This window comes from Streptomyces sp. RLA131 (assembly GCF_056270125.1).
Window position 1 is genome coordinate 3,223,933 of the sequence record NZ_JBWDOQ010000002.1, and the last position, 14,574, is coordinate 3,238,506.

Consider the following 14,574-nt stretch of genomic DNA (forward strand, 5'->3'; position numbering starts at 1 on the left):
GGGTCCGAGCCTACGCGCGCCGCCGGACGGGCCGGGCTACTGGTCGGACGAGAAGCGGATCGCCCCGTCCGGGATGACCGCGTCGCACCACACCCGCACTCCGTGCCGGAGTTCGTTGCCGGCGCCGACGCGGGCGCCGTCCCCGATGACGGCGCCGTCCAGGACCGTACCGGCGCCGATGACCGCACCGGCGCCGATGAGGGAGTGGGAGACCGTGGCGCCGGGTTCGATGACGGCGCCGGCCAGGACCGTGCTGCCGTCGACCACCGCGCCGGAGCCGATGACGGCGCCCTCCGAGACCGCCGTGCCGCCGGTGAGTTTGGCGTCGTCGGCGACGCGGGCGCCGGGCAGGACCAGCCGGTCGCCGCAGCGGCCGGGTACGGCCGGGGAGGGGGCGCGGCCCTGGACGAGGTCGGCGGAGCCGCGTACGAAGGCCTGCGGGGTGCCGAGGTCGAGCCAGTAGGTGGAGTCGACCATGCCCTGGAGGTGGGCGCCGGCGGCGAGCAGGCCGGGGAAGGTCTCGCGCTCGACCGAGACCGGGCGGTCGGCCGGGATGGAGTCGATGACGGAGCGGTTGAAGACGTAGGCCCCGGCGTTGATCTGGTCGGTGACGATGTCCTCGGGGCTCTCGGGCTTTTCGAGGAAGGCGGTAACGCGGCCGTCGGCGTCGGTGGGGACCAGGCCGAAGGCGCGGGGGTCCTCGACCCGGGTCAGGTGCAGTGAGACGTCGGCGCCGCTGGAGCGGTGGGTGGCGACGAGGCCGGCGATGTCGAGGCCGGTGAGGATGTCGCCGTTGAAGATGAGCACCGGGTCGCCGGGGGCGGAGTGCAGGCGGTCCGCGACGTTGCGGATGGCGCCGCCGGTGCCGAGGGGCTCCCGCTCGGTGACGTACTCCAGCCGCAGGCCGAGGGCCGATCCGTCGCCGAAGTACGGCTCGAAGACCTCGGCGAGATAGGAGGTGGCCAGGACGACGTGTTCGACTCCGGCGGCGCGGGCCCGGGCGAGCTGGTGGGTGAGGAAGGGCACGCCGGCGGCCGGCACCATCGGCTTGGGGGTGTTGACCGTCAGCGGTCGCAGCCGTGTTCCCTTGCCACCGACCAGGAGGATCGCTTCAGTCAACGGGGTTGCTCTCTTCCTGGCGGGGCGGATGGTGTCACAGGCGGCCAATCTTATGCAGATCGGTTCTGGGCACCAGGACGGCCGGTCGACCGGATGGCCGGACGGCCGGTCGGCCGACCGGCGGCCGGTCCCGTCCGGCGCCCGCCCCTAGCGTCCCTGGAAGCCGGCGGCCGAGCGGCGGGCGGCGCCGAGGTCCTCGTAGAGCTGCTCTCCGGGACACTCCGTACGGAAACCGTCGCGGTGGCCGGAGATCACCTGGAAACGGACGGTGGCGCCCTTGCGGTACTTGTCACTTCCTCCTGACAGGAGGGTGGTCGTGCCCGCGGGGTTGCGTCCGAACATACCGAGTTTCCAGGCCGCGAGTTGGGAGACGGCGCGCAGCGCGGCCTCGGAGGGCTGTTCCTCGCTGTAGGTGCCGAGGACGGCGATGCCCATGCTGTTGCTGTTGAAGCCGAGGGTGTGGGCCCCGTAGACGGCCTTGGTGATGCCGCCGGCCCGGCCCTCGTAGATGTTTCCGCACCGGTCGACGAGGAAGTTGTAGCCGATGTCGCGCCAGTGGCTGCTCATGACGTGGTAGCGGTAGATCCCCCGGACGACGGAAGCGGCCTCGTCGCAGCTGTAGTTGTTGCCGGTGGCGCTGTGGTGGACGAAGGCGACCTTGACGGTCTTGGTGTAGACCAGCTTGCGCTCGCGCAGGCTCTCGTCGGCGCCCCAGCCCGCTCGGGTGATGATCCTCGGACGGGCACCGATGTAGGGGCCCCGGCCGGTCTCGGCCACCGTCTCCTCCTTGCTGACCGGGGGGAGGACGGCGGGTTCGGCGGGTTCGGCGGCCTCGGCGGGCTGGTCGGTGCGGCCGCCGGCGCCGGTGTTCTCGTGGGGGGCGTACTCCTCGTCGTAGCCGTCGTATCGGTCGTAGCCGTCATAGCCGTCGTACCCGTCGGACCCGTCGTAGCCGTCCGACCTGCCGTAGCCGTCGTGGCCGTCGGACCCGCCGTACGCGTCGGAGCTGCCGTACGCGTCGGAGCTGCCGTGCCCGTCGGACCGGCCTCCCCCGTCATGGCCGGCGGACCTGCCGCGGCCGGGGCTCTGGGCGGTGCCGGGGTCGACCATGTCCAGCCGCAGACCGGCCGGGAGGGGGCCGCGGTCCCGGGGGAGCACCCGGACCCGTACGCCGTCGGAGTCGCCCACCCACAGCGGGCTGGTGGCGCCGCGCACCCCGGATGCGGCCTCCTCGGACGATCCGGCGTCGGGGGTGTCGTCGGTGTGGGCCTGGACGTTCTGCCAGTCCGACCAGACGCCGGTGCGGGCCGAGCGGGTGCGTACCTGCACGGCGCCGTGCAGTTCGGCGGCGGCGTTGTCCCAGGTGACGCCGAGCAGGGAGAACCGCTTGACGGCCGGCGCGTCCAGGGCCCGCACGGCCGACCGGGTGCGCGGGGACAGCGGCAGGGTCCGGGTGCTCCCGGCCACCGCATCGGGGGCGGCGCCCGGGGAGCCGTGGTGGGCGGTCGCGGCCGGGCCGTCGGGGATGACGAACGGGGCGGCGAGCGCGGTCAGACAGGCGACACCGAAGGCGACACCGACAGCAGGGGCGATAAAGGCACGCATGAGAAAAACAGTTACATAAGCCGCAAAGATGTGCAGCTGGGGATCTGACGGGCAGTCGCTTCTGCCGAGCCCTCGGACACCGCTCTCGGACACCTCTCTCGGGTACCGCCCTCGGGTGCCGCCCTCGGGTGCCGCCCTCGGATGCCGCCGCCGCTTCCGTCCGCTCCGCCCGGCCGCCGACCGGGGGCCCCGGTAGCCTGTGCCGGGTGACATCGACTGCCCGTACCCCGGCCGGCCTGCTGGATCGCGCGCTCCTGGAGCCCGCCCGCCCCCTGGTCACCTTCTACGACGACGCCACCGGCGAACGCGTCGAACTGTCCGTGGCCACCTTCGCCAACTGGGTGGCCAAGACGGCCAATCTGCTCCAGGGCGACCTGGACGCCCAGCCGGGTGACCGGCTCGCCCTGCTGCTGCCGTCCCACTGGCAGTCCGCCGTCTGGCTCCAGGCCTGCTTCGCCGCCGGCGTGGTCGCCGTCCCCGGCGGTGACCCGGGCGGCGCCGACCTCGTCGTCAGCGGGCCCGACGCCCAGGACCTGGACGCCGCCCGCGCCTGCCGGGGCGAGCGGATCGCGCTGGCGCTGCGCCCGCTCGGCGGCCGCTTCCCGCAGCCGCCGCAGGGGTTCGCGGACTACGCCGTCGAGGTCCCCTCGCAGGGGGACCGCTTCGTGCCGTACGCCCCGGTGGATCCGGACGCGCCCGCGCTGGAGCTGCCGGGCGTCATCGGCGGCGCGGAGCCGGCCCGCACGGTGCTGACGGGCGCGGAGGTGACCGAGCGGGCCCGCGCCTCGGCCGCCGCGCTGGGGCTGACAGCCGGTTCGCGGCTGCTGTCGGGACTGCCGTTCGACGGCTGGGACGGGCTGGCGGCGGGACTGCTGGCGCCGCTGGCCGCCGACGGCTCGGTCGTACTGTGCCGCCATCTGGACCGGCTGCCGGCGGCTGACCTGGTGAAGCGGCAGGAGAGCGAGCGGGTCACCCACACCGTCACCCACACGGGGTAACAACAGCGGAAACGGGTGGAATAGCCGCCACCGCTGCCGCGTCCTGCGACGAAATCGCACACGCTCGCACAACCTGATGCCGGGAACAGAGGTCTCTACAGGCATGAGGAACGGGGGCGTAGATGTGACCATGCCAGTGGAGTCATCGGGGCGGCGGAGGCGGCTGCTGAGAATCGCCGCTTTCTGCCTGGCCTTCGCGGTGCTGGCCGCCTCCGGGGCCGCCTGGTATCTGTACCGGCAGCTGGACGGCAACATCCGTACGGACACCGCCACCGGCCAGGAGCTGCGGCGCGTCCAGTCGCAGCGCCCGGCGCCGGCCAGCGCCGCGCCCGGTACCGGTACCGGCACCGCCGAGAACATCCTGCTGATCGGCAGCGACAACCGCGGTGACGGCAACGGCAAGTACGGCCGGGACAGCGGCACCCAGCGTTCGGACACCACGATCCTGCTGCACCTGTCGGCGGACCGGGGCAGCGTCACCGCCGTCAGCATCCCGCGTGACCTGATGGCCCATATCCCCTCCTGCCGCCGCTCCGACGGCGGCAAGACCCGGGCGCAGTTCGCCCAGTTCAACTGGGCCTTCCAGTTCGGCGGGGCCGCCTGCACGATCCGTACGGTGGAGAACCTGACCGGTATCCGCGTGGACCACCACCTGATAGTGGACTTCACCGGCTTCAAGAAGATGGTGGACGCGGTGGGCGGGGTCGAGGTCTGCGTGCCGCAGGCCGTGCACGACCAGGACGCCCATCTCGATCTGCCGGCCGGCCGCCAGGTGCTCCACGGCGAGCAGGCGCTCGGCTACGTACGCGCCCGGCACGCCATCGGGGACGGCAGCGACACCCAGCGGATGGGGCGCCAGCAGGAGTTCCTGGCCTCCCTGGTCAACAAGGTCACCGGGTCCGGCGTGCTGCTCAACCCGGTCAAGCTCTATCCGCTGCTGGACGCGGCCACTTCCTCGCTCACCGCCGACCCGGGGCTGGACTCGCTGAGCGAGTTGTACGACCTCGTGCGCGGCCTGCAGAAGACCCCCACGGACCAGGTCCGGTTCCTCACGGTGCCGCGCGAGCAGTACGTACAGGACCCGAACCGCGACCAGTTGGCGCAGCCGGCGGCGAACCGGCTCTTCAGCACGCTGCGTCACGACGGCGCCGTCGCGGTGACCACGGACACCACGGACAACAGCACCAGGAGCGGAATCTCCTCCGCCCCGTCCGCATCTCCTTCCACGACGGCCTCGACGGCCTCACCGGCCACACCCGCGCCGACATATCGGGGCACCACCGCCGATCGGGATGGTTTGTCCGGTTGTGAGTGACAGGAATTTGTCTTCGGCGTCCGTGGACGCTGAACTGTGAGGCTAGTGTGAGCGATCGGTCTGAGGCAGCGGCCGAGACGGAGGGCACAGGCGACCGTGGACACGCAAGGCCGTAGGCACGTCGATCCAGCGGATCAGTGGGTGTTCGACCCGGAGACGGGCAGTTACCAGCTGCGGCTGGAGCCCGAGGAGCCGCCGGCCGCGGCCGCCGTGCCCAGCCAGGGCAACCGGCGCCGCGCGCCGCAGCAGCCGCCCGCCGACACCGGCCGGCGGGCAGCCGGGCAGGGGCGGGGCGGGCCGCCGGCCAGCCGGCGCAAGCCCAAGCCGAAGAAGTCCGGCAAGCGCAAGGCACTGATCTGGACGGCCGGTTCGGTCGGCTTCGTCCTGGTGGCGGTCAGCGTCGGCGGCTATCTGGTGTACGAGCACTTCAACAACAACATCAACACCGTCGACACCGGCAGCATCGGCTCGGACAGCGCCACCTCCGAAGGCCCGGTCAACATCCTGGTGATCGGCACCGACAGCCGTGAGGGCCTGGGCAAGAAGTACGGGGACGTGGGCAGCGTCGGCCATGCCGACACCACCATCCTGTTCCATGTGTCGGCGGACCGTACCAACGCCACCGCGCTGAGCATCCCGCGCGACATAATCACCGACGTCCCGGACTGCCCGACCACGCAGAAGGACGGCAGCACCAAGACCGTTCCCGGCACCGAGAACGTCCGCTTCAACACCAGCCTCGGCCAGGACGGCCGCGACCCCGGCTGCACGATGCGCACCGTCAAGGCGCTGACCGGGATCACCCCGGACCACTTCATGATGGCCAACTTCGACGCGGTCAAGGACCTGTCGACCGCGGTCGGCGGGGTCGAGGTCTGTCTCGCCAAGGACATCAACGACCCGGACTCGCACCTGAAGCTGAGCAAGGGCCGGCACATCGTCAAGGGCGAGGAGGCGCTGGCCTTCGTCCGTACCCGGCACAGTGTCGGTCTCGGCGGCGACCTGAGCCGGATCGAGCTGCAGCAGCAGTTCCTCAGCTCGATGATCCGCACGATGAAGTCCGGCGGCACACTGACCAGTCCCGGCAAGCTGTTCAAGCTGGCCGATGTCGCCACCAGGGCGCTGACGGTCGACACCGGCATCGGGTCCGTCAAGAAGCTCAGCTCGCTGGCCAAGGACCTGAGCGCGGTCAACACCAAGAACATCACCTTCGCCACCGTGCCCGTGATCGACAATCCGGCCGAGAAGGTGCACGCCACCGTCGTCCTGGACCAGACCCGGGCCCCGCAGTTGTTCACCATGGTGAAGAAGGACGTCTCGCTCACCGAGGTGAAGAAAAAGAAGAAGGCCGCGGAGTCGAGCAAGCTCAAGGGCACGATGGCCGATCCCGCCTACGTCCGGGTCGAGGTCTACAACGGCAGCGGGGTCTTCGGCGCGGCCCAGGACACCGTGGACTGGCTGCAGAACACCAAGGGTGACCCGCGTTCCACCAACGGCGGCAACGCGCCCGAGAACATCGCGAAGACGACGCTGAAGTACGCCCCCAACCAGGCCGACCAGGCCCGCCGGCTGGCCGACTGGATGGGGCTGCCCGCCTCGGCCCTGAAGGAGGGCACCAAGAAGGCCGCGGCGCTGGCCAACATGACGCTGACCCTCGGCAAGGACTTCACCGCGGCCGGTACGCCGATCACCGCTCCGACCAAGGCGCCCGAGGGCATCCAGAAGGTCGAAGCCAGCGACAAGAGCGTGTGCGCCAAGTGAGCCGCGAACCGATCTGACACACGGCGCATCACACCAGGCGTCATAACAACGGGGACACCGGACCAGGGGTGGGGACATGAGTGACAGCAGCGTGCGCGATTTCGGCTGGGACGAGGGCCTGTACGAGCCCCGGCCACCCACCGCGGTCCCGGACAGGAGCACCGGAGCCACCGGGGGCGGGGGCGTTACCGGGAGCGTTGGCAGCAGCGGCAGCGGGAGCGGCACGGACGAGACCGGCGGCACGGGCGGGGCGGGCGGCGCCGGCGGGGGCGGCGGGCGGCGGCGGACCGGCCGCCGCCCGCGCCGCAGCCGCCGGAGCCGGATAGTCCGCTGGACCGCGATATCCCTCGCGGTGGCCGTCCTGGGCACGGCCGGGGCCGGCTGGGCGTACTACCGGCACCTCAACGGCCAGATCGGCAAGGGTCAGCGCGCCAGCGGCCGGTCCGACGTCAAGAAGGGCAAGGCCAACGCGGCCGGCCAGAGCGCGCTCAACGTCCTGCTGCTGGGCTCCGACAGCCGTAACTCGGCGGCCAATCTCAAGCTCGGCGGCGCCAAGTACACCCAGGGCGACAAGCCCCGGGCCGACGTCATCATGCTGATGCACGTGTCGGCCGACCGTAAGAACATGTCGGTGGTCAGCATCCCGCGCGACACCCGCGTGAAGATCCCGGAGTGCACCGACCCGGACACCGGCCGGAAGTACGCGGCGACCACCACCACGATCATCAACGAGTCCCTGGCGCGTGGCGGCCCCGGCTGCACCCTGGCGACCGTGCAGAACCTCACCGGTGTGTACATCGACCACTGGATGATGATCGACTTCGCGGGCGTGGTGAAGATGGCCGACGCCGTCGGCGGAGTCAGGGTCTGCGTCAAGCAGAACGTCTGGGACCGTTCGACCCCGGCCCAGCGCGGCGGGTCCGGCCTCAAGCTCACGGCGGGCAGCCACGACATCACGGGCAAGCAGGCCCTGCAGTGGCTGCGTACCCGGCATGCCTGGGGCAGTGACATCCTGCGCGCGAAGGCGCAGCACATGTACATGAACTCGATGATGCGCACGCTGCGCGAGCAGAACGTCTTCACCGACACCGGCCACCTCATGGACCTGGCCGAGGCGGCGACCAGCTCGATCAAGGTCTCCGAGGAGATCGGCAGCATCAAGAAGCTCTACAACCTCGCGATGCAGCTCAAGGCCGTACCGACCAACCGGACCACCATGCTGACCATGCCCTCGAAGGAGGACCCGCTGGACCCGGACGCCCATGTCGTGCCGAGCAATCCCGATGCCACGGGCATCTGGGCCATGCTCCGCAACGACATCGCGTTCGACGCCAACGGCAAGGCGAAGAGCAGCGGCAAGAAGGACGGCGCCACCGGCACCGCGTCGGCGGGCCCCTCCGCCGCGCCCGCCGCGTCCATCGCCGTCCACGTCGTCAACGGCACCGCGGGCGACAGCACCGGCAGCCCCGTCAACGGGCGGGCCGCCGACCTGGCGACCGCGCTCACCGACGCCGGCTTCGGCAAGGCCACCGCCGACGTCACCGCGCAGCCGAGCGAGGCGACCACGCTCAGCTACCCGGCCGCAGGGGGCGACCAGGGCCTGGCCAACGCGCTGTCGGTCGCGAAGGCGCTGGACATCCCCAAGGCATCGGTGAAGAAATCGTCACAGGTGTCGTCCGTCACGCTCGTCGTCGGATCGGACTGGCTCAAGGGCACCGACTACGGAAAAACCCTGCCCAGCGCGGGTTCCGCGCCTGACACCGCCGATGCGATCAACGGTTCCGAGACCGATGCCTGCATGCCCGTTTATGCCCCATATCAGTGGTCATAAAGATCGACTCCGGTCGGCTCTTTACATATCCGAAAGGAATAGCGCGCCTGGTCGCCACAAGCATTTATGTATCGTGACCCCCAGCATTGCTGCCACGCGGACGTCACCACGTCGCAGGCGGTGCCCCACAGCACTTTGACAGTCACGTAGCTGAGAATCACCCAGGATCAGCGGCGCTGCGGCGCGGCAGGTGACCGTAGTGGACAGCGCGTCATGGGAGGGCCCAAATGCGCCAGAGCGGCGTCCGGGGGGACGAGTGGAACACCCCTTCCGAATCCGGTGATCACGGGTGGGACGACAGTCTGTACACGACTGATAACAGGGTGGCATACGTCCCCCAGCAGCCGTCCCACGCGGACGGCGGCACGGCCTACGACCCGGACGGGCACGCGGACGGGCACCCGGCAGCCGACGGCGGCCACGACGGCGCCGGCGACGAGCGGCTGTCCGACCTGGGCGGCGGTTCCGACGACGGCGGCGGCAGACGCGCCCGCCGGAGCGGCGGTGACGGCAACGGCGGTGGCCGTTCGGCCTCCCGCCGCCGCAAGAAACCGAAGAAGCGAATATGGCGCTGGGTGGCGATCATCACCTCGGTCGCGATCCTCGGCACCGCCGGCGGCGCCTACGCCTATCTGCAGCACCTCAACGCCAACATCACCAAGGACAAGCTCAACCTCGGTGGCAAGACCAACGCCGAGAAGACCAAGGCGAACGCGGCCGGCCAGACCCCGGTGAACATCCTGCTGCTCGGTTCGGACAGCCGCTCCGGCGCGTCCAACGCCAAGCTGGGCGGCGCCAAGGGCACGGTGGGCGCCCGCGCGGACGTACAGATGCTGCTGCACGTCTCCGCCGACCGCAGCAACATGACCGTGGTCAGCATCCCGCGCGACACCCGCGTGGACATCCCCAAGTGCACCGACGCCGACGGCAAGATCTACCAGGCGACGACCAACGAGACGATCAACGCGAGCCTGACCCACGGCGGTCCGGGCTGCACGGTCGCCACCTGGGAGAACCTCACCGGGATCTCCATCGACCACTTCATGATGATCGACTTCGCGGGCGTGGTGAGCATGGCCGACGCGGTCGGCGGTGTACCGGTCTGCGTCAAGGCCAACATCTACGACCCGAAGTCGCACCTGAAGCTCACCAAGGGCAGCCACACCATCAAGGGCGTCCAGGCGCTGCAGTGGCTGCGCACCCGGCACGGCTTCGAGGACGGCAGCGACATCGGCCGTACGCACGCCCAGCACATGTACATGAACTCGATGATCCGCCAGCTCAAGTCGGGCTCGAAGCTCACGGACCCGCCCAAGCTGCTGAACCTGGCCGAGTCCGCCACCAAGGCGCTCACCGTGGACGACGGCCTGGGCTCGGTCACCAAGCTGGTGTCGCTGGCCAACGACATCAAGAAGGTGCCGACCAAGCGGATCACCATGACCACCATGCCGTGGGGTGCCGACCCGCTGAACCCGACCGCGCACGTCGTGCCGACCAGCGCGGCCACCAAGCTCTTCACGCTGCTGCGCAACGACGAGGCCGTCGACGGCGAGACCAGCAAGAAGAAGACCAAGACCAGCACCGCCACGGCCACCGCCAGCGCGTCGCCGAAGGCCGACATCACCGTCTCCGTACGGAACGGCACCGGCAGCACCACCGCGGCCGCCGTCTCCGGCCGGGCCTCGGCGATCGTCGGGAAGCTCAGCACCCTGGGCTACACCAAGGCGGCCGTGGACACCACGGCGGCGTCCGCGACCGGCACCACCGTCACCTACCCGGCGGACGGCGACAAGGCCAACGCCCTGGCGGTGGCGAAGTCGCTGAACATCTCGACCGGCTCGGTGAAGAAGTCGACCAAGGTCTCCGCGATCACGCTCACCATCGGCTCCGACTGGACGACGGGGACCACCTACCCCAAGGCGAGCAAGAGCGACACCAAGGCGGTGCTGGACCAGTCCGCGGCGCTCAACGCCGCGGACACCTCGGCCTGCATGTCGGTGTACTCGCCCTACACCTGGTAGAAGCGGGAGGGCCCGGACTCGGGCTCTCAGACGTCGGCCGCCGCCCGCACCGCCGGGCGGCGGCTGGCGATCACCTTGCGGGCCAGGGAGCGCGGGCTGGTGAGGAAGCCCCAGCCCCACGACATGTGCATGGTCGCCAGCGCCACCGGGATCAGCAACCGGGCCTTCACCGGCAGCCCGCGGCCCGCCGGCACGGAGCCCAGCGCGATGGCGGCGGCGTAACCGGCCGGCACGACCAGGCCCAGCGGGGTGAGCACGGCGCCCACCACCACCCCCGCCGCGATGGCCAGGACGGCGCCGGGCGCGGCCAGGTAGCGCAGATTGACCGACCCCTGGTGGTAGCGGGTGACCACGCGGCGCCAGCGCCCGTAGTCCTTGTACTGCTTGGCCAGCGCGCGCACGGTCGGCCGCGGCCGGTACGAGACCCTCAGCTCGGGCGAGAACCAGATCAGGCCGCCCGCCTCGCGGATGCGGTAGTTCAGCTCCCAGTCCTGGGCGCGGATGAACTCCTCGTTGTAGCCGCCCTGCTGCTCCAGCACCTCGCGCCGGAAGACACCGAGGTAGACGGTGTCGGCGGGGGCGGCGGCGCCACCGGTGTGGAAGGCCGCGTTGCCGACGCCGATCTTCGAGGTCATGGCGGCGGCGACGGCCCGCTCCCAGTCGTTCTCGCCCTCGGCGTGCATGATGCCGCCGACGTTGACCGCGCCGGTCTCGCCGAGGAGCCGTACGGCGGTGGCGATGTAGTCCGGCGAGAGCATTCCGTGGCCGTCCACACGGACGACCACCGGGTGCCGGGAGGCCCTGATGGCGGCGTTCAGCGCGGCGGGGGTGCGCCCGGTGGGGTTGGGGACGGTGTGGACGCGCGGATCCTCGCGTACGAGCTCCGCGGCGATCTCGTCCGTACGGTCGGAGGACGGGCCGAGGGCGATGACCACTTCCAGCTCGCCCGCGTAGTCCTGTTCGAGGATGTGCCGGACCGAGTTGCGCAGATGACGCTCCTCGTCGAGCACGGGCATGATCACGGAGACGGCGGACAGCTCACGGTGCGAGGAGGCGTTCACGGTCGGACACGTTACCGCGAACGGATGACGCGGGCGCGCGCGGCCGGGCGGCCTCCGCCGGTACGACCGTATGACTCCTTAACGTGCCGATATGAGCGCTCCCCGTCACCCGAACGACCGTGCCAGCAGGCAGCCCGTACGGCCCGTCCGCCGGGGCATGCGCGTCTTCGGCGGGATCTCGCTGGCCATGCTGACGATCAGCGGCATCGGGCACGCCGTGGTGGACCGGACGGACGGCGGCATCCGGCGGGTCGACGCCTTCGGTGACATGAAGGGCCGCCCCGCGCGGACCGCGGGCACCAACTTCCTGCTCGTCGGCTCGGACCGCGGCGGCCGGGCCAGGGCCGGCACCATCATGCTGGCCCATGTGTCCCGGGACGGCGGGCGGCTCAGCATGGTCAGCATCCCGCCGGACACCTACGCCGAGTTCCCCCGGCCCGCCAAGCTCGGCGCCGCCTCGGCGAAGGGCGGCCCGGCACTCACCGTACGGCTGGTCGAGAGCATGACCGGCGTGCGAATCGACCACTACCTGGAGATGGGCTTCGACGGGTTCGCGAAGGCGGTGGACGCGCTCGGCGGCGTCCAGGTGTGCTCCCCGCTGCCGCTGAAGGACCCGCGCACCGGCCTCGACCTGCCCATCGGCACCACCCGGCTGGACGGGGCACGGGCCCTGCAGTACGTGCGCTCCCGCCATCTCGACGGCAGCACGGACTACCAGCGGATGGCCCGCCAGCAGCGGCTGGTCGCCGAGGTCATCCGGCGGACGGCCACCACCGGGCTGCTCGGCGACGCCCGCGGGCTCGGCAGGCTCGCCGGTACGGCGTTCGGGACGGTACGGGCCGACCAGGACCTGAAACCGGCCGACCTGGTCGCCCTGGTCCGCGGGCTGCGGCGGGGCTTCGGCCCGGGGTCGGCGGAGTTCGCGACGGTGCCGGTGGCCGAGACCAACGGTTCCGCGCTGAAGTGGAACGAGACCGGGGCCGCCAGCATCTGGGCCGCGATCCGCGCCGACCGGCCGCTCGCGGCCCGGTCGGCGGCCTCCCCGTCGGGCTCGGCCCGACCGCATGTGCAGGTCAAGGTCGCCCCCGGCAAGATCAAGGTCCAGGTGGAGAACGGCACGCCGTACGTCGGTCTGGGCGGCCAGGCCGACAAAGCCCTGAAGGCCACCGGCTTCGCCGCGAACGGCACCCCCGTCAACGCCACCCGCAAGGACTGGCGCTACACCGTCATCCGCTACGACCCCAGCTGGGACCGCTCGGTGATGGCGCTCTACGCCGCGCTGCCCTACGCCGAACTGCAGCCGGTGCCGGGACAGGGCGAGATCATGAAGGTGATCGTGGGTGCGGACTACCGGGGCGTACGGCCGGTGGGGCTCGGGCACTCGGTATCCGACGGCGCGCCCCGGGCGGTCACCGGCGACTCGGTCCTCTGCGCGGACCCGCCCCCGGCCCCGGCCCCGGCCCCGGTCCCGTCGGCGGCCGCCCCGGCGGCTCCTGCGGCTCCTGCGGCTCCTGCGGCTCCGGCGGTACCGCCGGAGCCCGTGGCCCCGGCGGTGGTCGCGCTGACGCCCGCGTAGTCCTCAGTCACCGGCCGTCAGTCGTCCAGCCCGTCGGCAGCCCGCTTCTCGCGCAGCTCCTTGATGGCGCGGCGCCGGGCCAGCCGGTGGGCGCGCCGGATCTGGGCCTCCTGGCAGCGGCGCTCGTCGCGCTCGGTCTCGGGCAGCACGGGCGGCACGGTGCGGGGCCGGCCGGCCTCGTCGACGCCCGCGAAGACCAGGTAGGCGCTGCCGACGTGGGTGGCGGGGGTGGACTCGTTCCAGCGCTCGGCCAGGACGCGGACGCCGATCTCCATCGAGGAGCGGCCGGTCCAGTTGACCTGTGCCCGTACGTGGACGAGGTCCCCGACCCGTACCGGCTCCAGGAACACCATCTCGTCCATGGAGGCAGTGACGGCGGGCCCGCCCGAGTGGCGGCCGGCCACCGCGCCGGCGGCGTCGTCGACGAGCTTCATGATCACGCCGCCGTGGACGGTGCCGAGCAGGTTGGTGTCGGCTGCGGTCATGATGTGGCTGAGGGTGGTGCGGGAGGCCGACGTCGGCTTGCCGGGGGGCTCGGTGGTCATGGGCCCAGCCTAGGTGTGGTGAAAGTGCTACAGATCCGCTACCGGCCGGTACCGGAGCCGTACCGGAAGCCGGGATTCCAAGATCGCGGTGGCAGCATGTCCGGCATGACCCTCATCAGCTGGATCGTACTGGGCCTGGTGGCCGGAGCCATAGCGAAACTGCTGCTCCCCGGGAAGGACCCCGGCGGACTCATCGGGACCACACTCATCGGTGTCGCCGGCGCGGTCGTCGGCGGCTGGCTGTCCGCCCATTTTCTGGACAAGCCGATCTCCAAGGACTTCTACGACCTCCCGACCTGGGGCGCGGCGATCGCCGGCTCCCTGGTGCTGCTGATCATCTACCGCGTCCTGTTCGGGGACTCCCGCCGGTAGACCGGCGCCTATCCTGAGGGTGGGCTTCCTCGGCACCCGAGAGGTGAACCACCATGGAGAAGCACTGGAAGATCGACATCACGCTCGAAGAGGACGGCAACCGCACGGCCTGTACGGCCTCGCTGACCGGTGAGGGCGCCCCGGGCCTGAGCGGCCACGGCTACTCACGGCGCAGCCCGGCCGACGAGCCGGACTCGCGCATCGGCGACGAGGTGGCGGCGTCCCGGGCCTGTTCCAACCTCGCCCACGAGCTGCTGGAGCAGGCGGCGGGCGTGATCGAACAGCACACCGCCGGCCCCACCCGCCTCACGGGGTGACCTGGTCCGGTGACGGCGGTGACGGCACTGTGAGAATTGCATCAGCTCTGCTG

Annotated in this window: 12 protein-coding genes; 8 read left to right on the forward strand and 4 right to left on the reverse strand. The window is 71.1% G+C overall.

Translation table 11 applies throughout. The features are described from left to right. Positions 1 to 36 precede the first annotated feature (36 nt). Together manB and RWE79_RS15555 are read right to left on the reverse strand one after the other, a co-directional pair. Positions 37 to 1,119 carry a mannose-1-phosphate guanylyltransferase gene (gene manB, locus RWE79_RS15550; RefSeq protein ID WP_475940667.1) on the reverse strand — a complete coding sequence of 361 codons (1,083 nt, stop codon included), beginning with the start codon at positions 1,117 to 1,119 and terminating at the stop codon, positions 37 to 39. 147 nt (positions 1,120 to 1,266) lie between these two features. Then, a complete protein-coding gene (locus tag RWE79_RS15555) occupies positions 1,267 to 2,724 on the reverse strand; it encodes a peptidoglycan recognition protein family protein (protein ID WP_475940668.1) in 1,458 nt (485 codons plus the stop codon). A 206-nt stretch (positions 2,725 to 2,930) separates the two neighbouring features. On the opposite strand from RWE79_RS15555, the gene RWE79_RS15560 reads away from it, so the two are divergent. The 5 genes from RWE79_RS15560 (at position 2,931) to RWE79_RS15580 (ending at position 10,650) form a co-directional block, all read left to right on the forward strand. After that, positions 2,931 to 3,722 carry a TIGR03089 family protein gene (locus RWE79_RS15560; protein WP_475940669.1) on the forward strand — a complete coding sequence of 264 codons (792 nt, stop codon included), beginning with the start codon at positions 2,931 to 2,933 and terminating at the stop codon, positions 3,720 to 3,722. A gap of 130 nt (positions 3,723 to 3,852) precedes the next feature. Then, positions 3,853 to 5,037: an LCP family protein gene (locus RWE79_RS15565; RefSeq protein WP_475940670.1), complete on the forward strand. Its 1,185-nt coding sequence runs from the start codon at positions 3,853 to 3,855 to the stop codon at positions 5,035 to 5,037. A gap of 96 nt (positions 5,038 to 5,133) precedes the next feature. Beyond that, positions 5,134 to 6,798 carry an LCP family protein gene (locus tag RWE79_RS15570; protein ID WP_475940671.1) on the forward strand — a complete coding sequence of 555 codons (1,665 nt, stop codon included), beginning with the start codon at positions 5,134 to 5,136 and terminating at the stop codon, positions 6,796 to 6,798. Positions 6,799 to 6,874: 76 nt separating this feature from the next. Continuing rightward, positions 6,875 to 8,629 carry an LCP family protein gene (locus RWE79_RS15575; protein ID WP_475940672.1) on the forward strand — a complete coding sequence of 585 codons (1,755 nt, stop codon included), beginning with the start codon at positions 6,875 to 6,877 and terminating at the stop codon, positions 8,627 to 8,629. Positions 8,630 to 8,856: 227 nt separating this feature from the next. Next, positions 8,857 to 10,650: an LCP family protein gene (locus tag RWE79_RS15580; protein ID WP_475940673.1), complete on the forward strand. Its 1,794-nt coding sequence runs from the start codon at positions 8,857 to 8,859 to the stop codon at positions 10,648 to 10,650. Between the two features lie 26 nt (positions 10,651 to 10,676). Here the strand turns inward: RWE79_RS15580 and RWE79_RS15585 are convergent, their stop codons facing one another. Continuing rightward, positions 10,677 to 11,666 (reverse strand): glycosyltransferase family 2 protein, encoded by a 990-nt coding sequence (locus tag RWE79_RS15585; protein WP_475945830.1) that lies wholly within the window; start codon positions 11,664 to 11,666, stop codon positions 10,677 to 10,679. Between the two features lie 136 nt (positions 11,667 to 11,802). Between RWE79_RS15585 and RWE79_RS15590 the strand changes: the two genes are divergently transcribed. Next, a complete protein-coding gene (locus RWE79_RS15590; RefSeq protein ID WP_475940674.1) occupies positions 11,803 to 13,287 on the forward strand; it encodes an LCP family protein in 1,485 nt (494 codons plus the stop codon). Between the two features lie 17 nt (positions 13,288 to 13,304). Here RWE79_RS15590 and RWE79_RS15595 read toward each other — a convergent pair whose 3' ends face one another. Continuing rightward, on the reverse strand, positions 13,305 to 13,832 hold the full coding sequence (locus tag RWE79_RS15595) for an acyl-CoA thioesterase (protein ID WP_475940675.1): 528 nt from the start codon (positions 13,830 to 13,832) through the stop codon (positions 13,305 to 13,307). Positions 13,833 to 13,937: 105 nt separating this feature from the next. Here RWE79_RS15595 and RWE79_RS15600 point away from each other — a divergent pair, with 105 nt between their 5' ends. Together RWE79_RS15600 and RWE79_RS15605 are read left to right on the forward strand one after the other, a co-directional pair. Then, positions 13,938 to 14,204 (forward strand): GlsB/YeaQ/YmgE family stress response membrane protein, encoded by a 267-nt coding sequence (locus RWE79_RS15600; RefSeq protein WP_475940676.1) that lies wholly within the window; start codon positions 13,938 to 13,940, stop codon positions 14,202 to 14,204. 53 nt (positions 14,205 to 14,257) lie between these two features. Beyond that, a complete protein-coding gene (locus RWE79_RS15605; RefSeq protein ID WP_475940677.1) occupies positions 14,258 to 14,521 on the forward strand; it encodes a DUF1876 domain-containing protein in 264 nt (87 codons plus the stop codon). Positions 14,522 to 14,574 lie beyond the last annotated feature (53 nt).

What these genes read in the sequence shown, in the direction of transcription:
- RWE79_RS15585 (WP_475945830.1), bottom strand. Translation starts at nt 11,666, where the DNA reads ATGCCCGTGCTCGACGAGGAGCGTCATCTGCGCAACTCGGTCCGGCAC.
- RWE79_RS15590 (WP_475940674.1), top strand. Translation starts at nt 11,803, where the DNA reads ATGAGCGCTCCCCGTCACCCGAACGACCGTGCCAGCAGGCAGCCCGTA.
- RWE79_RS15555 (WP_475940668.1), bottom strand. Translation starts at nt 2,724, where the DNA reads ATGCGTGCCTTTATCGCCCCTGCTGTCGGTGTCGCCTTCGGTGTCGCC.
- RWE79_RS15595 (WP_475940675.1), bottom strand. Translation starts at nt 13,832, where the DNA reads ATGACCACCGAGCCCCCCGGCAAGCCGACGTCGGCCTCCCGCACCACC.
- RWE79_RS15580 (WP_475940673.1), top strand. Translation starts at nt 8,857, where the DNA reads ATGCGCCAGAGCGGCGTCCGGGGGGACGAGTGGAACACCCCTTCCGAA.
- RWE79_RS15600 (WP_475940676.1), top strand. Translation starts at nt 13,938, where the DNA reads ATGACCCTCATCAGCTGGATCGTACTGGGCCTGGTGGCCGGAGCCATA.
- RWE79_RS15575 (WP_475940672.1), top strand. Translation starts at nt 6,875, where the DNA reads ATGAGTGACAGCAGCGTGCGCGATTTCGGCTGGGACGAGGGCCTGTAC.
- RWE79_RS15565 (WP_475940670.1), top strand. Translation starts at nt 3,853, where the DNA reads ATGCCAGTGGAGTCATCGGGGCGGCGGAGGCGGCTGCTGAGAATCGCC.
- RWE79_RS15605 (WP_475940677.1), top strand. Translation starts at nt 14,258, where the DNA reads ATGGAGAAGCACTGGAAGATCGACATCACGCTCGAAGAGGACGGCAAC.